Genomic DNA, 24786 nt, shown 5'->3' on the forward strand with positions numbered 1-24786 from the left:
CCTACACCTTTTCTACATTAACCAGAAATGCTTTGAATTCCGGTGTCTGTGTATTGGCATCACCGACAAACGGCGTCAGGGTATTAGCAAGGAAACCTTTTTTCGCTGCCCCTTCAAATCCCCAATGAATCGGAATGCCAATGGTGTCCACTTCACGACCGTGAACATTCAAGGTACGAATACGCTTCGTCACTACCGCTTTGGCCTTGATATAACCACGATTGGAGCTGACTTTAACGGTATCGCCCTGTTTGATGCCTTTCTCTGCCGCCAACCGTTCACCAATTTCCACAAACTGCTCCGGCTGGGCAATGGCGTTCAGCAACGCATGCTTTGTCCAGAAATGGAAATGTTCGGTCAGGCGGTAAGTCGTTCCCACGTAAGGGAATTTATCGGCTTTGCCCATTGCTGCAAAATCACTCTTGAACACGCGAGCCGCTGGGTTGGAAACCACATTCGGATGCAAGGGATTGGTGCCCAGCGGCGTTTCGAACGGCTCATAATGCTCAGGAAATGGCCCTTCTGCCATTTTGTCGATGGCAAACAGGCGTCCCATGCCTTCCGGCTGCATGATAAATGGCCCGACATCGGTTCCGGGCGCGGCATTGCTGTAATCGGCAATATCCACCCCGCTCCATTTATCGCCATCCCACGCGATCAACTGACGTTCAGGATCCCACGGATTGCCCTGTGGATCGGCAGACGCACGGTTATACAAGATGCGGCGGTTCAACGGCCACGCCCATGCCCAACCCAGCGTATTGCCGATACCAGAAGGATCAGCATTATCACGGCGTGCCATCTGGTTGCCTTCCGGCGTCCAGCTTCCGGCAAAAATCCAGCAGCCGCTGGCGGTTGTTCCGTCATCACGCAATTGCGCGAAAGACGACAATTGCTGACCTTTTTTCACCAGTACATTGCCATTGGCATCCAGCACATCAGCCAGAGCACGACCGTTATTTTCCTGTGCGATTTCTTCCGGTGTCGGATTATCAGAATCGAGATAATCCCATGTCATGCTCAGGACTTGTTCCGGTGCCGCACCACCCTCTTCACGGTACAGGTCACGCAGGCGCTTATAGATACCTGACAGAATTTCACCATCCCCAATCGCTTCTCCGGGGGCATCAGCACCTTTCCAGTGCCATTGCAGCCAGCGTGCTGAATTGACTATCGAGCCATTCTCTTCAGCAAAACAGCAACAGGGCAGACGGAACACTTCTGTTTGAATGGAAGCCGGATCAACATCATTGAACTCGCCATGATTTTGCCAGAATGAAGCTGTTTCGGTACTGAGCGGATCAACCGTCACCAAAAACTTCAGTTTTGACAAAGCAGCGACAACTTTGTTTTTATTAGGAAATGATGCTAGGGGGTTGAAGCCCTGACAAATATAGCCATTGACTTCCCCTTTCGACATCATCTCGAAATATTGCAGTACGTCGTAAGGTTTATCCCACTTAGGCAGGAGATCAAAACCCCAGTCATTCTCTTTACGGGCATGATCGCCGTAGAAACTCTTCATCAGGCTGACAAAGAACTTCGGATAATTGCCCCAATAGTTGACCTGCCCCGGAACCGTGGATTTTGGTGTGTTGGCTTGCAGATAGGTTTGCAAATCCACCTGTTTTTCCGACGGCAAGGAGAGATAACCCGGCAAGCTCTGGGACAGCAGCCCTAAATCTGTCAGCCCCTGAATATTTGAGTGACCACGCAGCGCATTAATACCACCGCCCGCCATCCCCATATTGCCGAGCAGCAATTGGATCATCGCCATAGTACGGATGTTCTGGGCGCCTGTGGAGTGTTGAGTCCAGCCCAATGCATACAAGAAAGAAGTCGTTTTATCTTTCACACTGGTTTCAGCCAGATATTCACACACCCTGAGAAAATCTTCCTTCGGCGTCCCGCAAATATCGGTGACCACATCCGGCGTATAGCGGCTGACATGCTCTTTCAGCAGATTCCAGACACAACGAGGATGGCTCAGGGTCTTGTCACGTTTGGCAAAACCGTTTTCATCCAGCTCATAATTCCATGTTGTTTTATCGTATTGGCGATTTTCCGCATCATAGCCGCTGAACAGGCCATCATCGAACGAGAAATCTGCCCGCACAATCAAACTGGCGTTGGTATAAGCCTCGACATATTCACGGTTAATCTTTTCATTGGTCATCAGGTATAAAATCACACCTGACAGGAAAACAATATCCGTACCGGAACGAATAGGCGTGTAAAAATCCGCCACGGATGCCGTACGGGTAAAACGGGGATCGATAACAATCAGTTTGGCGTTGTTGTGAATCTTGGCTTCCATCGCCCAGCGGAAACCGACCGGGTGAGCCTCTGCGGCATTCCCGCCCATAACGACAATCAGATTCGCGTTCTTAATATCCACCCAGTGGTTGGTCATCGCACCGCGACCAAATGTTGGAGCAAGACTTGCTACCGTTGGTCCGTGTCAGACACGCGCCTGGTTGTCTACGGCAAGCATGCCGAGAGCACGAGTAAATTTTTGCGATAAATAACCGGTTTCATTGCTGGCAGCGGAGGCACACAACATGCCCGTTGTCAGCCAGCGGTTAACCGTAACGCCATCTTGGTTGGTTTTGATAAAATTGGCATCACGGTCTTGTTTCATCAATTTTGCGATACGATCGAAGGCGTCATCCCAGCTTATGCGCTGCCATTGATTGGAGCCTGGCGCACGATATTCCGGGTAATGCAGCCGATTTTTACTGTGAATAAAATCGACCAACCCGGCCCCTTTAGGGCACAAGGCACCCCGGTTTACAGGATGATCCGGGTCCCCTTCGATATGAAAAATAGTAGATTTGGCATTTTTGGCACCATCACCAAGGCTGTACATCAACAATCCACAGCCGACAGAGCAGTACGTACAGGTATTTCGGGTTTCACGCGCACGCAGCAATTTGTAGTTACGTGTTTGTGCAATCGCTGCGGTTGGGGAAAATCCCAACGCAGCTGCCGTCGTACCCGCCATACCGCCAGCACAGATCTTAAAGAACTGCCTTCTGCTGACTTGCATGGGGATCTCCTCACTCACATTGCTTATCTACACACCGTCTAACAGCGGTTCCCGTGGGTGTGCTCGCTTTTTATAAAAAAAGATCTTTTGAATGGTTTTTGATTTTGGGTACTGTCTGTTATAAACATTATTCACTGTGTACTCAGGTTACTTATCCTATATACCCACACAAATAGTCCACACAAACAGCATTATGAATTAATCTGTCGGGGAATTCACTAATGGATGATATTAAGCCAGAAAATGAGTTAGCCATTGAAGGTATCTGTGGTACTTTCCGCATCAATGTAAAACAAAAAAATCACCTGAGTAGTTCCAAACCGGACTGGGTAGCCGAGGAAGTGCCTGTCGCCCTAGTTTATAACGGTATTTCCCATGTCGTGATGATGACCAGCCCGAAAGATTTAGAACATTTCGCCATCGGTTTTTCATTATCAGAAGGAATTATCACTTCCCCGCAGGAAATTCGTGGCATTGATTCAATGATCAGCTGCCACAGCGGAATTGAGCTGCACATTGAACTGTCGAGCCGCCGTTTTGTTGCATTGAAAGAGCACCGACGCAATATGGCGGGAAGAACTGGCTGTGGTATCTGTGGCACCGAACAACTGGCAGAAGTCTTTCGTCCGATTACTCCCCTGCCTTTCACCCAGACATTTTCACTTTCTAACCTTGATTCAGCTCTTGCCCAATTACCTCGCCTGCAAGAAATCGGTGCGCTGACTGGTTGTACTCATGCGGCTGGCTGGATCTCCCCTGAAGGAAATTTACTCGGTGGATGCGAGGATGTAGGCCGCCACGTTGCGCTGGATAAATTGCTGGGAATGCGGGCAAAAACTGGCTGGCAACAAGGTGCGGTTTTGGTTTCCAGCCGGGCCAGTTACGAAATGGTGCAAAAATCGGCCAATTGTGGCGTGGAAATTTTGTTTGCTGTTTCCGCTGCCACCTCACTTGCCATCGAAGTCGCACAAAAATGTAACCTGACACTTATCGGATTTTGCAAACCGGGACGGGCAACAATATATACTCATCCTCAACGGATAACCGATTAATTGAAGCGCTGAAGCGCCTACAGACTCATTTTTACTCAACTTTAAAACCCAAAATCCTCAACTTTAAAAAAGTTAGCCCATCCCTCGATGTGATCATAATTCAATCAATAAAAGATAAACGAAAAGTTACTGATAATTTACATTATAAATTATCAGGGGTAATTTTTTTTCAAGTACACGTTTTTTTTTACCCAAAAAGTTAGGATCGCATTCCCGATAAGGAAATAACACACTCCTTAACTCCGTGAGGCTAACAATGAAAAAAATTAACATATTAATCACTATATTAGGCATTTCGGGATGGATAACACAGGCTCAGGCAGAAGTTGGATATGGCATAAGCCAAACAGAAACAAATCCACATATACAGCTCGGTGATAAAAATGGCGAACCCGGCATTGGTATCTCTCTCTTGCCTGATAGCCTCTACACGGCCTCTGAATTGAAAGAATTGGCCACACTTGATGATAATGGCATCTATCGTTACAAACTAGAGGATAATTGGAATATCGAAAACCAGTATATCGATATCGGTCAGGTTCCCAATGCAGACGTTTACTTTGGTGAATGGGCACAAACCACTCCCGATAAATCGGATATCACACATACTGTTTTTTATATCGGTAAAGATGTCACAACCAATATGCCAAACTCGGGTACTGCGACCTATTCGGTGAAAGGCCTCAGCCAATATAACGGTAACAATCTCCTCAACGGTCAACTTGTCGCAAACTTTGATACCAAAAAATTAGAGGGTTCATTGAGCAATGATTCACTCAAAATAGGTATCAATGCCAACATCAATGATAATGCCGAATTTTCAGGCAATGCTACAGCCAATAATAGTATTAAAGGCATCACTGATGGGAAATTCTATGGTGATTCAGCCTCTTCTGTGGCGGGATATACCAAATTTGATGGTGACAGAAGCAAAGATACCGCTTTCGGCGGTACTAAACAGTAATGGCTCATTTTCCAGATAACCGTGCCATTTCTGGCACGGTTATTTTCTTCGGCTCTCCATCTTCTTTGCCCTGTTTATTACATCTTGTATTGGGATTTACCCCCACTATTTACCTTCAACTACTTACCTTCAACTATTTGCCCCTAATAAATAAGGGACTTTTAATCAGGTGCTGCCATGACTGACAAGAGAAAAGTTTCGGTATTACTAACAACACTGCTGACTTCATTTATTCCCTTCGCAGTTTATCCCAATGAAGATATTAGCGACAAAATCTGGCAGAAAATGCAGTACAACCAAAAAGAGAATCAGAAGAAAAATAAAGCCGATTTGAAGATACCAGATATTATTTCCAAAAATAGAGGTACTTCATCAGCCGTGAATCATGGGCAAATCCTTAAGATTGAAAGTAGTCCTAAGGGTATTGGTCAAGCACTGTATCTTGCCATAAACGATCAGCAATGGCGGGACATCAGGAATTTAGTCGTGATTTATCAAGAACTGCCGGAACACAATCCGTTACTCGTCGATTTTGCTCAAGGCAGTCTGGCACGCCTTGAAGGAAACTTGGCACTTTCTGCCTCTTATTATGAAAAAATATTACGCCAACAACCGAATTCCACACGCATCAAACTGGAACTTTCCCGTGTTTATTTTGAAGATCACAAGAACCGGGAAGCCGAACAGATACTTGACGGATTAAGTCAACAACATCAGTTACCAGCAATGGTTTTGAAAAATATCGACAATTATCTAAAAACAATCACTACAAGAACTGGCTGGCACGGTTCATTATCATTAAGTTACGGTTATGACGATAATATAAATATGTCCTCAGAGCAGGAACCGACCTGCACATTTACCATAAAAGGAAAGTGCATAATTGTTAGAGAAATACCAAAAGCTATTAAAGAATGGGGAAACACTTATAGTGCTACGTTAAGCCGACGTTACCAAATCGCTGGGCATCACGGCATTTTTGGACGTGGCCTGATTCATGGTAAAAATTATCGCCATTATCACAACGAAAACGAAAATACGCTTCAACTAATCAGTGGCTATCACTATAAAAGCAGGAATCATGACATATCCTTTGGCCCACTGTTCGAATATAAACTGCGGGCTGGAAGTACCGAATACCACGCTGTCGGTGCAAAAATAGAATGGCAATGGGCTATCACCGCCCAAACCAACCTCAACGTTGAACTTAGACATAAGCGACTGACTTACCAGCAACTTTATCACTGGAAAAACGGGACACTTTCCTCATCCTATTTCGGCATGTCCCATGCCATCAACGACAAATTTATTCTGTTTGGCGGTAGCAGCTGGGTCTATCGGGACAATTCACAACCAGCGGCCCGGTATCAACAATGGGGAGTGAATGCAGGCATAGCAGGACAGCTCTATTCCGGCATAAATGGTTCACTGTTTATTTCATTGAAAAAACAACATTTCGCGGCCTACAACGCATTATTAGGTGCCAAACGGCGGGAAAGTGAGCAAATATACACTGCTTCCATTAAATTTCCTGCCACTAAAATTATGGGTATGACACCCTCTTTAACTTTCATTCATCGGTGCAATCACAGCAATGTGAGTTGGTTATACAGCTATGATAAAAATGAAGTACGGATACAAGTGGAGAAATATTTTTAGTCAAGGCTATGGAACACCCACAGATTAGGTTCAATGTAATAGGCCGTCTGTTTCTCGGCATCCACCACCAGCGGCACTAAACCACCCGGAATAATATACTCCCCGCTTTGTGGAAATTTCATGCCTGCCCACTCCTGCCATTGTTCCAGAGTACCGTAAATTTCCATGGAGCGCAGGGCGGGTTTGATGATTTTTGCGCCCAAACGGCAATGAGTACGGAGCCATGGGTCAAATGGCTCACCTTTTTCATTTTTCCAGCCACAATACTCAACAAAATCTTGCAAGGGATATTTGCTTTTCAAACTGGGCCTGACGGGAACAACCAGCCCTTCTAATCCTTCATCACGGGCAGTTTGTTTTAATCCATTAATTAATAAATCAGGAATGTTTTGACCTCGGAATCCGGGATCAACCGTCACGGACAATGCTGACAGCATATTGGCTTTCTGCTTACCCTTCGCTTCCCCACCAGCATGTAACACAGCATCCCAACCTTCATCAGGCAGTTGTTCTAATGAATGATGCTTCCAGGGAAAAGGCACGGAATTCAACATACCAACCAGACGTTCTTCTTGCCCTTGTTGCAAAATCGCGAATTTTTGAAAACGGCTGAAACCCGGCTCATATAATTTATCCCAATATTGTTCAGCTACTGCATCATAATTCATAAACTCAGGCCAATTAGCCCCGATTAAATGACTTACTGCTTCTTCTAAATCTGTTCTCTCTTCAGCAGACTGGATAATAATTTTTACTTCCATAATACATCTCCCATGAACCTTGATTCAGATATGACACAATAATATTGGGTGATTAAATCTACTTGCATCACATTTTTAGCAAAAATGTAGATTAACATCCACTTTTCAAAAATAATATAAAACCAAATTATTCAACGACTTAAAAACTAAGTCCTGCCAATAAACCCCACAATCACTATAACAAATGGTAATAATTATCATTTACATTATCATTTAAAAGGTGTACTTTTTTTTCGCGCAATAAATCAGGCCGTTTTTAAGACTGGGTAACGAGGGATCCCCCATTCCAAATGAGGATAATGATGAAAAAGTTAAATGTATTAGTCGCCGCTGTAGCAGCGTTGGGATTTATGGCACAGGCTCAGGCAGCAGTAGGATTTGGTCAGAGTCAGAAAAACACAACACCACATATTATTGTTGGTGCAACTGAAAAAAGTTCAAATTCACACGGCGGGGCAATCGGTGAACCAGGCATTGGAGTCAGTACAATTGGAGAAGGCAGACTCATCGGTTTTGCCGGACTGACACGCATGGCCCCAGCAGACAGCAATGGCATCCATAACATCTCAATGGCAGGAGCACCCGGCTCTCACGGCGGTATGGGCGTATTTCATTTCAGCAAAGTTGCCAATGCAGATGTTTACTTCGGTGAATGGTCAGCAACCGGTAACGCATCAGATCCTACCCACACCGTTTATTATGCGGGCAAGGATATTACTACCAATATACCAACCGACGGCACAGCAACCTATACTGTGAAAGGCGTTAACCAGTACAGCGGTAACAATGCCCTGTCCGGTACATTTACCGCAGACTTTGGTGACAAAACTCTAATTGGCTCTATGGCAAATAACATGATGACAATAAATATCGATGCCGATATCTATGCTGATGCCAAATTTGAGGGTGATGCAAACATTGGCAATCTTGCCGGAACAACGGAAGGCCATTTCTTCGGAAACGATGCTTCCAGTCTGGCTGGGCATGCCACATTTGCAGGTGACCACTCCAAGGATACCGCTTTCGGTGGTTCTAAACAGTAAACAGTAATTTTTCAGAGAACAGTGCTACTTTTGGCGCTGTTCTCTGTTTTTATTTCTTATTAACACGAGCCTTGTGATCTGGTTTCCCGATGTCTGACAAGAAAATAATACCCATATTATCAACGGCACTGATGGCACTTTGCCTCTCTCTGCCCGCTTATGCCGATGAAGATATTACCCGTAAAATCTGGCAGGAAGCACAACATAACCAACAGGAAAACGAAAACCGTCTGATTACACCAGATCCCGTTTTTGTTGAATATAACTCTTCATACATTGTGCTTAACGGGAAAACATTCCAGGTCGGAAACAATATTAACGATATCGGTCAGGCATTATTCCTTGCCATTAACCACCGGCAATGGCCGGATGTCAGACGCTTTCTCGCCGCTTACCTAAAATTGCCGGGATATGACGTTATGCTGGTGAATTTTGCCCAAGGCGGGCTGGCCCGTCTTGAAGGTGATTTAGATCTCGCAACCTATCATTATCAACAAATCCTGAATCAACAACCCGACTTTCCCCGCATTAAACTAGAACTGGCTCGTATCTATTTTGAAGATCATAAAAATCGGGAATCCGAACAACTGTTTTCAGAATTGAGTGAAAATCAGCAATTACCAGAAGCTGTCTCAAAAAACATTAACAGCTATCTGGAAGCCATAGACCTGAGAAACAGTTGGCGCGGTTCTTTTTCAGCCGGTTATGCCTATAACGATAATGTGAATATGTCTCCCGATCAGGACATTATTTATCAGTCTTATGATCCCAAAACGAAACTTATCTATCTAGGCCAGATACCTAAAGCCGTCAAAGCATGGGGCATATCTTATGACGCAACATTAAACCGACGTTACCAACTTTCTGGTCATCACGGTATTTTTGGTCGGGGGCTGATTTATGGCGAAAACTACCGCAATTTCCACGATGAGAATGAAGATACTTTTCTGCTGACAGGTGGTTACAATTATAAAAACAAGCGGCATGATTTCTCATTCGGACCCTTATTTGAATATAAACAGCGAGCGGATGACGCTGGTTATCGTGCTATGGGTGCCAAAACAGAGTGGAGATGGGCATTCACTTCCCAAACATCACTGAATGTTGAACTTGAACATAAACAGCTACGCCATCAACAGCGTTTCCGTCGAAAAGATGGCGGATTTACCTCAAGTTACCTGACTTTATCCCACGCCATTAACAAAGATTTTGCCCTGTTTGGCGGCGGCGACTGGCTCTATCGGGGTAATGATCAATATCCCATAGATCGCTATCAACAATGGGGTCTTCGCGCTGGAATTGCCGGGCAACTCTATCCCGGTATTACTGGCTCACTGTTTGCCACGCTGAAAGAACGACGCTTCGGTGCCTACAATCCAATGCTGAAAGCCACACGCCAAGATACTGAACAGATTTACACAGCGGTTATCAAAGTGCCCTCTGCTGAAATACTGGGCATGACGCCTTCTCTTACTTTCCGCCACCGACGCAATCACAGTAATGTGAATTGGTTATACAGCTATAACAAAAACGAAGTGCTGATTAGGCTGGAGAAGTATTTTTAATCAAAAAGTTATGATTTTTTATTTGCGTGATGATAACCGAAAATCGAGGCAGGGATAACAATGGTATACCGAGTCAAAACCCAACTAACCCCCATCACAATAGCGCTATCACTGGCATTCTCACTGGCAACATCTCCCTTGTTTGCCGAATCTAAATCGACCGCCACATCTCCAAACAATAAGACAGATTTAGGTAAAATTAGTGTCACCGATACCAGTGATAAAGATGAGGCCGGATATGATGCCGTCTATGACAAAGATATCTCTAATATTTATATCGGCAAAAAAGAGATAGAACGCTACAAAGGCTCATCTCCCGCCGACTTAATTAAAGGTGCCGTTGGTGTATACAGCGGCGATGCCCGCAATAGTAGCGCGCTGGATATCAATATTCGAGGTGTTCAAGGACAGGGACGCATTCCCGTCACGATTGATGGTACAGAACAAGCGATGACGGTAGGACGGGGCTATCACGGTGCCAATAGCCGCAGCTATATAGATCCAAACTTAATCAGCAGTATTGAAATCGAAAAAGGCCCTTCACTGAGCCGTGGAATCAAAGGTTCTGTCGGCGGTGCGGTCTCTATCAAAACCTTAGGCATTGATGATGTCGTACCAAAAGGGGAAACCTTCGGCATCAATACCAAACTGGAAACCAGCAGTAACTCTGTGAGAGAACGCACACCTTCCCTGTCATTGGGACAGGATTACCGCGATATTCCGAATTTTATCCAAAATGGTGTTGAGACTGATCCCGCTTTACATATCACTCCCCATTCATCAAAAGACAATAAACTGTTTGGTTTAAAGGATAATGCCTTCCGTATCGCGATGGGAACACGGCAAGAATATTTTGACTTAATGCTGGCCTACGCTTACCGCCGTCAGGGTAACTATTTTGCTGGTAAAGGAGGGGCTCATCGTTATGATGACGCCATTACGGAAAATGACAGGGCACTGATGAAAAATTCCCTGACAACACTGGACCCTTATCTGCCATTTGCTGCCCGTATTTATCGCCCCGGTAATGAAGTGCCCAATACCTCCAGTGAAATGCGCTCTGTATTAATCAAAAACAGTTGGCGCTTCAATGATAATCAAGTGCTGTTATTGGGTTTTCGCCATACCCGCATGGAGTTTGGCGATATTATGCCCTCACGTTTGGGTTGGGTTGATCCTGCCGATAATAAGGTTCCCCAATGGTCACTAGCTAATGTCCACCAGCAAGCTGCCAACCTGCACTATAAATGGCAACCTACCGATAATCCTTATGCTGATTTCGACATGAACCTGTGGACAACCCGCACCACCAGCAATACCAATACCGCAGGGGGATATCCCCGTACTCCTACCGATAGAGACTGGAACTGGGAAAGCAAGAAAGCCCCCAGGAGCAACAACATTGATGGTACATTGATCAATTCTGCTGTGACTCATAGCCAAAACAACCGTTGGGGTATCGATCTCTCCAATACATTTTCTTTACACCCCAGTCTGGATCTGACCTTAATAGGCAATTTTCAACGGGAACGTCTTGATTCCAATGATGATTACACAACCACAAATATCTATTTTTTCCAGTCACCATCGCGAAAAGGGCAGCGGCAAGAAATGAATCTCGCCTTTAATTTTGACTGGCGTCCGACTTCATGGCTGGCACTCGGTGCGGGAGCTAAACGTGTCTCCTACTGGTCTCAAGATGATCTGCTCAGAGAACGACGTGCAGCAAAAGACAGTCGCTATCAAAAACTGTCGGAAATCACCGGACATAAAATGAGCTATTACCGGACACCGACAGCAGAAGAATCTGATTATCTCAATAAAAGACTGCATGGAAAACTGAGCCGGAAAGAACGCGTAGCATTAACCAATAAATTGAAAGAAATAGGCTTATCAACAAACGATGTTCCTGTTCGTGATGGGCAACGACGCTATATGGTTCTGAGAGAATTCGATTGGCTTTATGATCCCCAAAAAAGCGTTCTCAATAAAAACGATAACCCCTATTTCAATGGTCAACTGAATATGAATGAAAAGGTTATCGATCCAATCAGTGGCAAAGAAGCCTATAAATATGAATATGGTACAAAGATCGATGCTGATAATAATATACGAGGTTCTAATGTTGATGACCCTTGGGAAACACCGCCAAAACGCAAGGGACATGCTTGGGCGCCTTCATTCTCTGCCACCGTCTATGTGACTGACAATTTCCGGCTCTATACCCGCTATGCCGAAGCTGTAAGAATGCCCAGCATTTTTGAAGATACCATCGGTTTTTCAGGTATCCCGGATAACCGAATCGGTCAACAAGTGAAGCCTGAACGTGCCAAAACCACTGAAGTCGGCTTAGTTTATGATTTCAGCCAGTTAGTTGATGCAGAGCGCCACGCTGATATCAAATTTTCTTATTACAATACCCTGATTGAAAATGTATTCGACAGGGACAACTCCTATCATTTCTCCCAACTGGATAAACAGAAACTGGCGGGTCTGGAATTACAGGCACGTTATGACAATGGCAGTTTCTTTACCGATATGGGGCTAACCTACAATATGAAAAACAAGGTGTGCGACAAGAATTCCGCCCTGAAAAGGGACTCACAGAATCGCTATAACATCCCTGAATGTATTGATGGCGGTTTTCCCAATGGTTATCTGCGTACATCCATCCAGCCCCAATACTCGGTTAACCTGACCATCGGCGGTCGCCTGCTTGACGAAAAACTGGAGCTGGGCAGCCGGATGCTCTATCACAGCAAGGCAGAAAACAAAGATGAAAAATGGCTGATGAATGCCTTACCGGATGTTTATAAAGGCCAGTCCAACAACCCGATGCGCTGGAATCCGGTGTTTACGGTTGATGCCTATATCAGCTACCAAATCACCCCAGACACATCTGTGGAGCTAATTGGCACAAATTTAACCAATCGCTATTATCTCGACCCTCTGACACGTTCGATGATGCCAGCACCGGGAAGAACCTTTAAACTCAGTCTGACCAGCCAATTTTAGAGGCCAGGAGGATAGAATGACCAACGCAGCCATATTCGATAATCCAGCTTCGCATTTCCCCCTGACATCACAAAAGGGCTTGCTGGCAGGTATTCTGATTGCCATTTTATTGCATATCAGTCTGATATGGCTGTTTAACCGACATACTTCGTATGACGATGATGCTGCCCATCACATCACCAACAACGCTCCGGCCATGGAGCTATCCATAACGATGATCGCAGCCCCATCATGGGAGAGTGAACCGGAGCCTGTCTCTCCTCCACCACCGCTTTTAATGGTACCTGAATCACTGACAACACCCAAAATCGTGCTGGATAAAGCGATTCATCCTGAAAACAAGGTAGAAAAGCCGCCGGAACCCAGCAAACCCAAAAAACATAAAAAACAGCAGAAAGAAAAACCACAGGAAATGGCAGAAAAGAAACCCGCGCCATCACCGCAGGTACAGAAAGACAGTCACACAGCAAAGGAAACCAACGGTAGCAATCAGATTAATTCACAAGGAAGTATGAGCCGAGCAGCAACTTCACAGCCTTTGGTGGGACAAGGAAATAGTGAAATGGATAATTATAACTCAAGGTTACGGCAGGAAATTGAACGCCATAAACGTTATCCCCGCAAGGCAAAGAGAATGAGACAAGAAGGTACGGTTACCGTCCATTTTACCCTGCTGAATGATGGTTCAATCACTACGGCCAGAATCGCTCAATCATCTGGCAACAACGCATTGGATAATGAAGCACTGAATGCCATTAATCGTGCCCGTTCGGTTGGTGTCAGACCTTCAAACATGAAACCAGAAATGACAGTGGCACTCGATTTTACATTGAATAACACGGATTAAATCAGCCCCCAGAAACATAGATAAATATGTTTCTGGGGATTTGTCTCTGGAAAAATAAGTTTTTTTATTTTCCAATACAAAAACTCGAAAAAATCCGGCCGAGCAAATCATCAGAGGTAAATTCACCCGTGATTTCACTCAATACCTGCTGTGCCAGCCGCAGTTCTTCTGCCAATAATTCTCCTGAACGGGCAAAAATCAACTGCTGGTGGCCTTCCTGCAAATGCTCTGCCGCTGCATTCAATGCCTGCAAGTGACGACGACGGGCAAGAAAACCGCCCTCGGTATTACTGTTGAAACCCATCGTTTCTTTCAGATGATCGCGCAACAAATCAATACCTTTTCCATCACGGGCAGAAAGGCGAACTAATGTGTAACCACTGATTTCCGATACACCCGTTTCTTCCCCTGTCATATCTGTCTTATTGCGAATAACAGTAACCGGCAGGGAAGCTGACAACTTAGCCATAAATTCAGGCCAGATTTGGGCGGGTTCAATTGCATCCGTCGTCGTGCTATCCACCATAAACAACACCCGATCCGCCTGTTCGATTTCCTGCCACGCCCGCTCAATGCCAATACGCTCTACTTCATCACTCGCTTCACGCAACCCCGCGGTATCAATCACATGTAGCGGCATTCCATCGATATGAATGTGTTCACGCAGGACATCACGCGTTGTTCCCGCGATATCAGTAACAATCGCAGCTTCACGACCTGCCAGTGCATTGAGCAGGCTGGATTTACCGGCATTAGGACGCCCGGCAATCACCACTTTCATGCCTTCGCGCAACAAGCTGCCCTGACGCGCCTGTGAACGGACGTTCTCCAGTTCAGCAATCACCTCATCCAGTTTAGCTTCAATCTTGCCATCAGAAAGGAAATCAATTTCTTCATCGGGAAAATCAATCGCCGCTTCAACATAAATCCGCAAATTAGTAAGTGCTTCCACCATTTGGTGGACTTGATTGGAGAATGTTCCTTGCAGGGAATTCATCGCGGAACGCGCAGCCTGCTCAGAACTGGCGTCAATCAAATCCGCAATGGCTTCAGCCTGTGCCAAATCCAGTTTATCGTTCAGAAATGCACGCTCCGAGAATTCCCCCGGATTGGCAATGCGCACACCAGAAATCATCAGAATACGTTTTAACAATAAGTCGAGAATAACCGGCCCACCGTGCCCTTGCAGTTCCAGTACATCTTCTCCCGTAAAAGAGTTAGGGCCAGGGAAATAAAGTGCAATACCTTGATCAAGTACGGAACCATCTACATCACGGAAAGGCAGGTAATCGGCATAACGGGGTTTCGGGAGTTTTCCCAATACCACCTCAGCAACTTCTGCCGCTTTCCGGCCAGAAATACGCAGGATGCCTACACCGCCTCGTCCCGGAGGAGTAGCCTGAGCGACTATCGTATCGGTGGTATTCATGAAATTCTCTCTTTTTACCTATGAACTGAAATAACAAAGGCGGCCAATGACCGCCTTCCACTTATATCTTCTGCTTCTATACCTGTCGTCTTTCAAGTTGCAGCTTTGTTGGCTGCATCTTGAAATCCAATGGGTGTATTTAAAAAACAGATTTTTAACAGATCTATTTTTTCTCGCGAGTATGTAAACCGCGTTTTTCCAGACTGCGGAAAATTACCTGCTGCTGGATAATGGTAACCAAGTTACTCACGATGTAGTACAGCACCAGACCAGATGGGAACCACAGGAAGAAAACGGTAAACACGACTGGCATGTAGGTCATGATCTTCTGCTGCATCGGGTCAGTCACGGTAGTTGGTGACAATTTCTGGATAACAAACATGGTCACACCCATCAGCAATGGCAGGATGTAGTATGGATCTTGCGCAGACAAGTCATTAATCCAGCCGATGAATGGTGCGTGGCGCAGTTCAACAGAACCCATCAGCATGTAGTACAACGCAAGGAAGATTGGCATCTGAATCACCAGAGGCAAACAGCCGCCCAGCGGGTTTACTTTCTCTGTTTTGTACAGCGCCATCATTTCCTGACTCATGCGCTGACGGTCATCACCAAAACGCTCACGCATCGCCGTGATTTTTGGCTGCAACAGACGCATTTTCGCCATCGAGGTGTATTGCGCCTTAGTCAGCGGATACATGATACCGCGCACGATGAAAGTGATCGCAATGATGGAGAAGCCCCAGTTACCGATATATTCGTGCAGGAATTTCAGCAACTTGAACAGTGGTTGGGAAATAAACCACAACCAACCGTAATCGACAGTCAGATCCAGATGTGGTGCAACCGCTGCCATTTTGTCCTGAATTTCAGGACCAACCCACAGGGTAGAAGAGATATTCTGCTGGCTGTTTGGTGCGATATTGATGTTTTCACCCTTGTACCCGATGATCGCCATTTTTTGGTTTTTCAGGTCAATGGTGTAGAAATTGCTGGTTTTGCCTTCACCCGGCACCCAAGCAGTGGCGAAATATTGCTGAAGCATCGCTACCCAGCCACCTTTGGTGGTTACGGAAAGCGCCTTACTTTCAATTTCATCAAATTTGTATTTTTCGTATTTTGCTTCATCAGAAGAATAAGCAGCACCACGATAAGTATGCAGAGCAAAGTTGCTACTGCCAGTATCACGGTGTTTCGGCAAATCAACGCTCTGCTTCAACTGACCAAAAAACGCCATTTGCAGGGGTTTATCAGTAACGTTATTGATGCTGTAGTCAATAGAAACAGCATAATTACCGCGTTTCAAAATGAAGGTTTTGACATAAACAACGCCATCTGGCGCAGTGTAAGTCATCGGAATACGTAATTCATCCTGACCATCAGCCAAAACAAAGCTATTCCGGGTGGTGTGATAAAATGGACGTTCAGCCTGGTTATCAGGACCATTAAGGCCTGTTAAACCACTTTGAGCCTGATAAGTAAACTCAGGTGTTGTTTCCAACAGTTTGAACGGCGTATTGGAACCTAGGGTATCAGGATAGGCTAGCAAATCAGCCTCCTCGATATCACCGCCACGGGTATTGATATGCAAAGAAAGCACATCCGTTTTCACGGTGATCAGTTTACCTTGTTCAGTGCTTGCTTCACGACTCAGCGTATTTGTTTGCTGCGTGATCTGTGCAGTTGGTTGTGGGTTCTTATCATTTTCCCACGCTTGCCAGACCAAGAACGAAACAAACAGCAAAGCGATGAGAAGAAGATTGCGTTGCGAATCCATCGTTAATGTTCTCTGTTATCGTCGTTTTTAGGTGGGACAGGATCATCACCACCTTTATGTAAAGGGTGGCATTTTAATATGCGTTTCACTGTTAACCAACTGCCTTTTATCATTCCAAACCTACGCAATGCCTCAATGCCATAATGAGAACAGGTAGGGTTGAAACGACAACGGGGTCCCAGCAGTGGACTAATCACCAACTGGTAACCCCTGATCAAAGCAATCAGCAGGCGCGAGCCAAGCGACAGTGACGACGCCATAATTTGCCTAAAGCTTCCGTTAGCTCACGGTTATCAAGCTCAGCGACCCCTTTCCTCACCAAAATAACAAAATCCATTGATGGCAATTTATGTTGGTTTAAACGAAAACTTTCACGAGCCAGTCGTTTGATACGATTACGCTCATGGGCGCGTTTAACATTTTTTTTGGCGATGGTTAAACCGATGCGGGGATGCCCCAGCTCATTCAAGCGCCCAAGGATAGTTATCTCTGCGGAGCTTGCCCGTTGTGGCTGCTGGAAAACATAAGTGAAATGCTCGGGAGTTAACAAACGTAACTCCCTCGGAAAAGCGAGCTTAACCACGAGGTATGGTTAGCTTTATTACTTAGAAACGGTCAGACGAGTACGGCCTTTCGCACGACGGCGAGCCAGAACCTGACGACCATTTTTAGTGGCCATACGTGAGCGGAAGCCGTGAGTACGGTTACGTTTCAGTACGGATGGTTGAAAAGTGCGTTTCATAGCGATTTCTACCTAACTTAAAATTTGTTACTGATTCAGCAAATGCGTTGGCGACCAGTGAGAAATAAGTAGACACCGATGCCTCAATCGCAACATCAATATATAGAAAGAGGCAGGATTGTAATAAAATGTACTACCCTTAGTCAATCCAAGATGACGCGAGCCTTATCGCTTTCCTGCCAGATTATTAACTTCACAATCAGACATGACCAGACTTTTTGCTACCCGAAGCGCTTATCCCAAATCCTCACCAGACATAACCGGAAAAATCGTTGGTATAACACGCAGGGTGCAAGATTATACGGACTGCACAATAAAGCGCAAGGATCATACACAGATCGTCGCACATGAATATGCGATCAGGGTATTGTTTTTTTGTTAAATTTTAAACAGTAGCTAAATGGAGTTTGCTATATATCATGATTACACTACATTATCTCTTACGGGCCTTTATATCCTGCAAGTACCAAAGTGTGGTTATCTCCCTGTGGATAAAAAGCGTCAAAGCTGTGTAAAAGAATGAGGATCTATGTCGTCTTTTGCGTTATGATCGTTGATCACGATCCCGGTCTTTCTATATGCGGATCGTTGGGGAGCGATGATATTAAAAATCGCCACAAGGTACATGCTATCTTCCTCAGCATTGGGGAGTGATGCCTTGTGCCCAGTATAACGTATCTATTATTCCGGTTTCTTTTATTGGTCTCGTTTTAGGGGAGTTCGCCGTGTCACTTTCGCTTTGGCAGCAATGTCTTGCCCGATTGCAGGATGAGTTACCTGCCACAGAATTCAGTATGTGGATACGACCCCTTCAGGCAGAACTGAGTAATAACACTTTGGCTCTCTATGCCCCTAACCGCTTTGTGCTGGATTGGGTAAGAGAGAAGTATATTAATAATATCAATTTGTTATTAAATGATTTCTGTGGTCCTGAAGTACCGTTGCTTCGTTTTGAAGTAGGAAATAAGCCTATTTCACCAAACCAGTCTCCATCTCAGAAAATCATTGCCGATATGCCAGTGGCTTCGGTGCCGTCCAATTCTTCTGTACGCCCAAGCTGGGACAATGCAAAAGCCCAGCCAGAGTTATCCTATCGTTCCAATGTTAATCCCAAACATACATTCGATAACTTTGTCGAAGGTAAATCCAACCAACTTGCCAGAGCCGCCGCCAGACAAGTAGCCGATAATCCGGGGGGCGCATACAATCCCCTGTTCCTTTATGGCGGAACAGGATTGGGTAAAACCCACCTTTTGCATGCTGTCGGCAATAGCATCATGGCACGCAAAGCCAATGCAAAAGTGGTTTACATGCATTCTGAACGTTTCGTTCAGGACATGGTAAAAGCATTGCAGAACAATGCGATAGAAGAGTTTAAACGTTATTATCGTTCCGTAGATGCCCTGCTTATCGATGATATTCAGTTTTTTGCAAATAAAGAACGATCTCAGGAAGAATTCTTTCACACGTTCAATGCCCTGCTGGAAGGTAATCAACAGATTATTCTGACATCAGACCGCTATCCGAAAGAGATCAATGGCGTCGAAGATCGGTTAAAATCCCGTTTTGGTTGGGGATTGACCGTTGCTATCGAACCACCGGAGCTGGAAACTCGCGTGGCTATTCTGATGAAAAAAGCTGACGAGAACCAAATTCAGTTACCGGGAGAAGTGGCTTTCTTTATTGCCAAACGCCTGCGATCCAACGTTCGTGAACTCGAAGGCGCTTTGAATCGGGTTATCGCCAATGCCAATTTTACTGGGCGGGCGATTACCATTGATTTTGTACGCGAAGCATTACGTGACTTATTAGCTCTACAGGAAAAGCTGGTAACTATTGATAATATCCAGAAAACTGTCGCTGAATATTACAAAATCAAGGTTGCAGACCTGCTTTCCAAGCGCCGTTCTCGCTCCGTTGCCCGTCCGAGACAAATGGCAATGGCGCTGGCAAAAGAGCTGACAAATCACAGCTTGCCTGAAATTGGGGATGCCTTTGGTGGACGTGACCATACAACTGTGCTTCACGCTTGTCGTAAAATCGAACAACTGCGAGAAGAAAGTCACGACATCAAAGAAGATTTTTCTAACTTAATCAGAACACTATCTTCCTAGCGCTATGAAATTTATCATTGAACGTGAGCAATTATTAAAACCTTTGCAACAGGTTAGCAGCCCCTTGGGAGGCCGCCCCACGCTGCCCATTTTAGGCAACTTATTATTGCAGGTAACAGAAGGCTCCCTGCTGCTAACAGGTACCGACCTAGAAATGGAAATGATGGCTCGGGTTACACTTACCCAGCCACATGAACAGGGTGCAACCACTGTTCCCGCGCGTAAATTCTTTGATATCTGGCGCGGGCTGCCTGACGGCGCAGAAATCAGCGTGGAACTGGATGGCGATCGTATTCTCGTCCGTTCCGGGCGTAGCCGCTTTTCGCTCTCAACCCTGCCCGCTTCAGATTTTCCCAATCTTGACGACTGGCAGAGCGAGGTCGAATTTTCTCTGCCACAGGCCACACTGAAACGTCTGATTGAATCCACCCAATTTTCCATGGCGCATCAGGATGTCCGCTATTATTTGAACGGTATGTTGTTTGAAACTGAAGGGGAAGAACTGCGTACCGTTGCAACAGATGGTCACCGACTGGCAGTCTGCTCCATGAATATCGGACAAAATCTGCCATCCCATTCGGTGATCGTTCCCCGTAAAGGGGTCATTGAATTGATGCGTCTGCTGGATGGCGGTGATAATCCACTGCAATTGCAGATTGGCAGCAATAACATTCGTGCCCATGTCGGTGATTTTATCTTCACTTCAAAGCTGGTTGACGGCCGCTTTCCTGATTACCGTCGAGTACTGCCGAAAAATCCCGATAAAACGCTGGAAGCAAATTGTGACACGCTTAAACAAGCATTTTCACGGGCAGCGATTTTATCCAACGAAAAATTCCGTGGAGTTCGCATCTATTTAAGCGAAAACCAGCTCAGAATTACAGCCAACAACCCAGAGCAGGAAGAAGCGGAAGAAATAGTTGATGTCAGTTACCAAGGCACTGAAATGGAAATTGGCTTTAATGTCAGCTACGTACTGGATGTTCTGAACGCATTGAAATGCGAGCAGGTGAGTCTCCTGCTTACGGATGCAACATCCAGTGTGAAAATTGAGAATTCAGCCAGCCAGGCTGCGACTTATGTCGTGATGCCAATGCGTCTGTAACACGACTAACCCATACATATGATTCTCTCGCGTTTGCTGATCCGCGATTTTCGTAATATCGCTAATGCTGACTTACCACTGGCAACAGGTTTTAATTTTCTGGTTGGGCCAAACGGTAGCGGCAAAACAAGTATACTGGAAGCTATTTATACATTGGGCCATGGTCGGGCTTTTCGCAGCATTCAAGCAGGAAGAGTAATCCGCCATGATTGCGAGGAATTCATTCTTCATGGGCGACTTGATCAACAATATCATGAACGTTCCTTGTCGATAGGCTTAAGCAAAAACCGTCAAGGTGATAGCAAAGTCAGGATTGATGGCTGTGATGGGCATAAAATCGCGGAATTAGCGAAAATGTTACCGATGCAGCTTATCACGCCAGAAGGTTTTACCTTGTTAAATGGCGGCCCGAAATATCGTCGTGCCTTTATTGATTGGGGTTGCTTTCACAATGAACCGCGTTTTTTTACAGCTTGGGGTAACCTGAAAAGACTGCTCAAACAACGAAATGCGGCGTTGCGACAAGTCACTCGCTACAGTCAGATCCAACACTGGGATCGCGAACTTGCTCCGCTGGCGACAGAAGTAAGTCAATGGCGGGCTGAATACATTGCGGGAATTTCTGAGGATATCGAAAAAACCTGCAAACAATTTTTACCTGAATTCGCTCTGAGTATCAGCTTTCAACAAGGCTGGGACAAAGAGAGTGAATATGCAGAATTGCTCGCGCGGCAATTTGAGCGCGACAGAGCGCTAACCTACACCGCTTCCGGCCCCCATAAAGCCGATCTGCGGATCAGGGCGGACGGCACATCGGTAGAGGATATGCTTTCCCGGGGTCAGTTAAAATTACTGATGTGCGCGTTGAGGTTAGCGCAGGGTGAATATTTCACCCGACAGAGCGGGCAAAAATGCCTGTATCTGCTTGATGATTTTGCCTCGGAACTGGATGCCGGCCGTCGTCAGCTATTAGCCGAGCGTCTAAAATCTACGCAAGCCCAAGTGTTTGTCAGTGCAATCACTCCTAAGCAAGTTACAGACATGATTGATGTAAATAGCAGGATGTTTCGCGTAGAACATGGCAAAATAGAGGTTCAACCACAGGATTAAGATGAGCGAGAAACGTTGATGTCGAATACATATGACTCCTCAAGTATCAAGGTATTAAAAGGGCTGGATGCTGTCCGTAAACGTCCAGGCATGTATATCGGTGATACCGATGATGGTACTGGTCTGCACCACATGGTCTTCGAGGTTGTTGACAACGCTATCGACGAAGCCCTCGCAGGTCATTGTGACAAGATAGTTGTCACCATCCATGCAGATAATTCAGTGTCTGTACAGGATGATGGTCGCGGTATTCCTACCGGCATACACGAAGAAGAAGGTGTTTCAGCAGCGGAAGTTATCATGACTGTGCTGCATGCGGGGGGTAAATTCGATGACAACTCCTATAAAGTTTCCGGCGGTCTGCATGGAGTGGGAGTTTCTGTTGTTAACGCCTTATCGGAAAAACTGGAACTGACTATCCGTCGTGACGGGAAAGTCCACGAACAGACTTATCATCATGGGGTTCCACAGTCTCCGCTGAACGTTGTCGGCGATACCGAACTGACGGGAACTACTGTCCGTTTCTGGCCAAGTATGGATACGTTCAAAATTAACATTGAGTTTGAATACGATATCCTGGCTAAGCGCCTGCGTGAATTATCATTCCTGAATTCCGGTGTTTCTATTCGTTTAGTCGATAAACGCACTAATGCAGAAGATCTTTTCCACTATAAAGGTGGTATCAAGGCGTTTGTTGAGTTCCTGAGCCGCAATAAAAACCCAATTCATCCAAATGTCTTCTATTTTTCAACAGAAAAAGATGGTATTGGTGTTGAAATTTCCATGCAATGGAATGATGGCTTCCAGGAAAATATTTACTGCTTTACTAACAACATTCCTCAGCGCGATGGAGGAACCCACTTAGTTGGTTTCCGTACTGCGATGACCCGTACCCTCAATAGCTACATGGATAAAGAGGGTTACAACAAAAAATCCAAAGTCAGCGCTACCGGTGATGATGCACGTGAAGGCCTGATTGCAGTTATCTCTGTTAAAGTGCCTGATCCTAAATTCTCTTCCCAGACCAAAGACAAACTGGTTTCTTCCGAAGTGAAAACCGCCGTCGAAACACTGATGAATGAGAAACTGGTAGAGTACCTGCTGGAAAACCCGAACGATGCTAAAACGGTTGTCGGCAAGATCATTGATGCGGCACGTGCCCGTGAAGCGGCGCGTAAAGCCCGTGAAATGACCCGTCGCAAAGGCGCACTGGATCTGGCTGGTTTGCCGGGTAAACTGGCTGACTGCCAAGAGCGTGATCCTGCTCTGTCCGAACTCTACTTGGTGGAGGGTGATTCTGCGGGCGGTTCAGCAAAACAAGGGCGTAACCGTAAAAGTCAGGCAATTCTGCCACTGAAAGGTAAGATCCTGAACGTTGAGAAAGCACGCTTTGACAAAATGCTCTCATCACAAGAAGTCGCAACCTTGATCACCGCTTTGGGCTGTGGAATTGGTCGTGATGAGTACAACCCTGATAAGCTGCGTTACCACAGCATCATCATCATGACCGACGCCGATGTTGATGGTTCTCACATACGCACTCTTTTGCTGACATTTTTCTATCGCCAGATGCCGGAAATCATTGAGCGTGGCTATGTTTATATCGCCCAGCCACCGCTATACAAAGTGAAAAAAGGTAAACAAGAGCAATACATCAAAGATGATGATGCGATGGAAGCGTACCAGATGTCCATCGCATTGGATGGTGCAGCACTGTATACCAATCCACATGCGCCGGGTCTGAAAGGTGAAGCACTGGAAAATCTGGTGACTGAGTTCAATACTACCCAGAAACTCATCCGTCGTATGGAACGCCTGTATCCATTGGCTCTGCTGAACAACCTGATTTACCATCCGAAACTGACCGAAGATACCCTGAACGATCAGGCAAAAGTAGAAGAATGGGTAAGCGCTCTCACTATTCGTTTGAATGACAACGAACAACATGGCAGCACTTACAGCTACCAAATCCATGAAAATCGTGAGCGTCAGGTTTTTGAACCGATTCTGTGTATTCGTACCCATGGTGTTGATACCAACTACAGTCTGGATTTCGATTTCGTCCACGGTGGTGAATACCGCCGCATTACTAAACTGGGTGATTTGATCGGAAACTTGATTGAAGAAGGCGCATACATCGAACGCGGTGAACGTCGTCAGGCAATCAGTAGTTTTGAGCAGGCACTGGAATGGTTAACCAAAGAGTCACGTCGTGGTCTTTCCATCCAACGCTATAAAGGTCTGGGAGAAATGAACCCTGATCAGTTGTGGGAAACCACCATGAACCCAGAAACCCGCCGCATGATGCGTGTAACAGTAAAAGATGCAATTGCCACTGACCTGCTGTTCACAACCCTGATGGGGGATGCTGTTGAACCCCGCCGTGCATTTATTGAAGAGAATGCTCTGAAAGCGGCGAATATTGATATCTGATATTTCTACTTATTATCCACATCTCAGATTTATCTGGGATGTGGTCATAATACTGTGAATTGATTTACTTCACCGCCGCCAATCTAATCATATTTATTCCATTGGCGGCCAATATTTATAA

The 24786-nt window shown here is 45.7% G+C and carries 18 protein-coding genes; 11 read left to right on the forward strand and 7 right to left on the reverse strand.

What is annotated here, in order from left to right:
* Nucleotide 1 precedes the first annotated feature (1 nt).
* Nucleotides 2-3049 carry a formate dehydrogenase-N subunit alpha gene (gene fdnG, locus AACQ81_RS01160; RefSeq protein WP_237386006.1) on the reverse strand — a complete coding sequence of 1016 codons (3048 nt, stop codon included), beginning with the start codon at nt 3047-3049 and terminating at the stop codon, nt 2-4.
* A gap of 221 nt (nt 3050-3270) precedes the next feature.
* On the opposite strand from fdnG, the gene fdhD reads away from it, so the two are divergent.
* The 3 genes from fdhD (at nt 3271) to AACQ81_RS01175 (ending at nt 6724) form a co-directional block, all read left to right on the forward strand.
* Nucleotides 3271-4101, forward strand: a complete 831-nt coding sequence (gene fdhD, locus AACQ81_RS01165) for a formate dehydrogenase accessory sulfurtransferase FdhD (RefSeq protein ID WP_237386007.1) — start codon at nt 3271-3273, stop codon at nt 4099-4101.
* A gap of 256 nt (nt 4102-4357) precedes the next feature.
* Nucleotides 4358-5065: a Slam-dependent surface lipoprotein gene (locus tag AACQ81_RS01170; RefSeq protein ID WP_237386008.1), complete on the forward strand. Its 708-nt coding sequence runs from the start codon at nt 4358-4360 to the stop codon at nt 5063-5065.
* 177 nt (nt 5066-5242) lie between these two features.
* A complete protein-coding gene (locus AACQ81_RS01175; protein ID WP_237386009.1) occupies nt 5243-6724 on the forward strand; it encodes a porin family protein in 1482 nt (493 codons plus the stop codon).
* Here AACQ81_RS01175 and AACQ81_RS01180 read toward each other — a convergent pair.
* Entirely contained in the window at nt 6721-7485 is a 765-nt protein-coding gene (locus tag AACQ81_RS01180; protein ID WP_237386010.1) for a GNAT family N-acetyltransferase, read from the reverse strand. The genes AACQ81_RS01175 and AACQ81_RS01180 overlap by 4 nt on opposite strands.
* Nucleotides 7486-7784: 299 nt before the next feature.
* Between AACQ81_RS01180 and AACQ81_RS01185 the strand changes: the two genes are divergently transcribed.
* The 4 genes from AACQ81_RS01185 to AACQ81_RS01200 all read left to right on the forward strand — a co-directional run bounded on the left by AACQ81_RS01185 (nt 7785) and on the right by AACQ81_RS01200 (nt 13955).
* Complete coding sequence (locus tag AACQ81_RS01185; RefSeq protein ID WP_339353342.1) at nt 7785-8528, forward strand: Slam-dependent surface lipoprotein; 744 nt, start codon at nt 7785-7787, stop codon at nt 8526-8528.
* 89 nt (nt 8529-8617) lie between these two features.
* On the forward strand, nt 8618-10093 hold the full coding sequence (locus AACQ81_RS01190; RefSeq protein ID WP_237386012.1) for a porin family protein: 1476 nt from the start codon (nt 8618-8620) through the stop codon (nt 10091-10093).
* Between the two features lie 60 nt (nt 10094-10153).
* Nucleotides 10154-13108 (forward strand): TonB-dependent receptor domain-containing protein, encoded by a 2955-nt coding sequence (locus tag AACQ81_RS01195; RefSeq protein ID WP_237386013.1) that lies wholly within the window; start codon nt 10154-10156, stop codon nt 13106-13108.
* A gap of 16 nt (nt 13109-13124) precedes the next feature.
* Nucleotides 13125-13955 carry an energy transducer TonB gene (locus tag AACQ81_RS01200; RefSeq protein ID WP_237386014.1) on the forward strand — a complete coding sequence of 277 codons (831 nt, stop codon included), beginning with the start codon at nt 13125-13127 and terminating at the stop codon, nt 13953-13955.
* A 64-nt stretch (nt 13956-14019) separates the two neighbouring features.
* Here AACQ81_RS01200 and mnmE read toward each other — a convergent pair whose 3' ends face one another.
* The 5 genes from mnmE to rpmH form a co-directional block, all read right to left on the reverse strand.
* Nucleotides 14020-15384: a tRNA uridine-5-carboxymethylaminomethyl(34) synthesis GTPase MnmE gene (gene mnmE / locus AACQ81_RS01205; protein ID WP_237386015.1), complete on the reverse strand. Its 1365-nt coding sequence runs from the start codon at nt 15382-15384 to the stop codon at nt 14020-14022.
* Nucleotides 15385-15547: 163 nt separating this feature from the next.
* Entirely contained in the window at nt 15548-17161 is a 1614-nt protein-coding gene (gene yidC, locus AACQ81_RS01210; protein ID WP_237386016.1) for a membrane protein insertase YidC, read from the reverse strand.
* A 2-nt stretch (nt 17162-17163) separates the two neighbouring features.
* Nucleotides 17164-17421: a membrane protein insertion efficiency factor YidD gene (gene yidD, locus AACQ81_RS01215; RefSeq protein WP_237386017.1), complete on the reverse strand. Its 258-nt coding sequence runs from the start codon at nt 17419-17421 to the stop codon at nt 17164-17166.
* Nucleotides 17385-17744 (reverse strand): ribonuclease P protein component, encoded by a 360-nt coding sequence (gene rnpA / locus AACQ81_RS01220; protein ID WP_237386018.1) that lies wholly within the window; start codon nt 17742-17744, stop codon nt 17385-17387. Before rnpA ends, yidD begins: the two co-directional genes overlap by 37 nt.
* Before the next feature lie 18 nt (nt 17745-17762).
* Nucleotides 17763-17903, reverse strand: a complete 141-nt coding sequence (rpmH, locus tag AACQ81_RS01225) for a 50S ribosomal protein L34 (protein ID WP_012990648.1) — start codon at nt 17901-17903, stop codon at nt 17763-17765.
* A gap of 725 nt (nt 17904-18628) precedes the next feature.
* Here rpmH and dnaA point away from each other — a divergent pair.
* The 4 genes from dnaA to gyrB are packed head-to-tail and all read left to right on the forward strand — an operon-like array spanning nt 18629 to nt 24665.
* Complete coding sequence (dnaA, locus tag AACQ81_RS01230) at nt 18629-20017, forward strand: chromosomal replication initiator protein DnaA (protein WP_237386019.1); 1389 nt, start codon at nt 18629-18631, stop codon at nt 20015-20017.
* A gap of 4 nt (nt 20018-20021) precedes the next feature.
* Nucleotides 20022-21122, forward strand: coding sequence for a DNA polymerase III subunit beta (dnaN, locus tag AACQ81_RS01235; RefSeq protein WP_237386020.1), 1101 nt, complete (start codon nt 20022-20024; stop codon nt 21120-21122).
* 18 nt (nt 21123-21140) lie between these two features.
* Nucleotides 21141-22232, forward strand: coding sequence for a DNA replication/repair protein RecF (recF, locus tag AACQ81_RS01240; protein WP_237386021.1), 1092 nt, complete (start codon nt 21141-21143; stop codon nt 22230-22232).
* 18 nt (nt 22233-22250) lie between these two features.
* Nucleotides 22251-24665 carry a DNA topoisomerase (ATP-hydrolyzing) subunit B gene (gene gyrB / locus AACQ81_RS01245; protein ID WP_237386022.1) on the forward strand — a complete coding sequence of 805 codons (2415 nt, stop codon included), beginning with the start codon at nt 22251-22253 and terminating at the stop codon, nt 24663-24665.
* Nucleotides 24666-24786: the final 121 nt, after the last annotated feature.

This window comes from Xenorhabdus sp. Sc-CR9, assembly GCF_963897815.1.
Classification (GTDB): domain Bacteria; phylum Pseudomonadota; class Gammaproteobacteria; order Enterobacterales; family Enterobacteriaceae; genus Xenorhabdus.

What these genes read in the sequence shown, in the direction of transcription:
- yidD (WP_237386017.1), bottom strand. Translation starts at nt 17,421, where the DNA reads ATGGCGTCGTCACTGTCGCTTGGCTCGCGCCTGCTGATTGCTTTGATC.
- rpmH (WP_012990648.1), bottom strand. Translation starts at nt 17,903, where the DNA reads ATGAAACGCACTTTTCAACCATCCGTACTGAAACGTAACCGTACTCAC.
- fdhD (WP_237386007.1), top strand. Translation starts at nt 3,271, where the DNA reads ATGGATGATATTAAGCCAGAAAATGAGTTAGCCATTGAAGGTATCTGT.
- AACQ81_RS01170 (WP_237386008.1), top strand. Translation starts at nt 4,358, where the DNA reads ATGAAAAAAATTAACATATTAATCACTATATTAGGCATTTCGGGATGG.
- AACQ81_RS01200 (WP_237386014.1), top strand. Translation starts at nt 13,125, where the DNA reads ATGACCAACGCAGCCATATTCGATAATCCAGCTTCGCATTTCCCCCTG.
- gyrB (WP_237386022.1), top strand. Translation starts at nt 22,251, where the DNA reads ATGTCGAATACATATGACTCCTCAAGTATCAAGGTATTAAAAGGGCTG.
- AACQ81_RS01175 (WP_237386009.1), top strand. Translation starts at nt 5,243, where the DNA reads ATGACTGACAAGAGAAAAGTTTCGGTATTACTAACAACACTGCTGACT.
- yidC (WP_237386016.1), bottom strand. Translation starts at nt 17,161, where the DNA reads ATGGATTCGCAACGCAATCTTCTTCTCATCGCTTTGCTGTTTGTTTCG.
- dnaN (WP_237386020.1), top strand. Translation starts at nt 20,022, where the DNA reads ATGAAATTTATCATTGAACGTGAGCAATTATTAAAACCTTTGCAACAG.
- AACQ81_RS01185 (WP_339353342.1), top strand. Translation starts at nt 7,785, where the DNA reads ATGATGAAAAAGTTAAATGTATTAGTCGCCGCTGTAGCAGCGTTGGGA.
- recF (WP_237386021.1), top strand. Translation starts at nt 21,141, where the DNA reads ATGATTCTCTCGCGTTTGCTGATCCGCGATTTTCGTAATATCGCTAAT.
- AACQ81_RS01180 (WP_237386010.1), bottom strand. Translation starts at nt 7,485, where the DNA reads ATGGAAGTAAAAATTATTATCCAGTCTGCTGAAGAGAGAACAGATTTA.
- AACQ81_RS01195 (WP_237386013.1), top strand. Translation starts at nt 10,154, where the DNA reads ATGGTATACCGAGTCAAAACCCAACTAACCCCCATCACAATAGCGCTA.
- AACQ81_RS01190 (WP_237386012.1), top strand. Translation starts at nt 8,618, where the DNA reads ATGTCTGACAAGAAAATAATACCCATATTATCAACGGCACTGATGGCA.
- mnmE (WP_237386015.1), bottom strand. Translation starts at nt 15,384, where the DNA reads ATGAATACCACCGATACGATAGTCGCTCAGGCTACTCCTCCGGGACGA.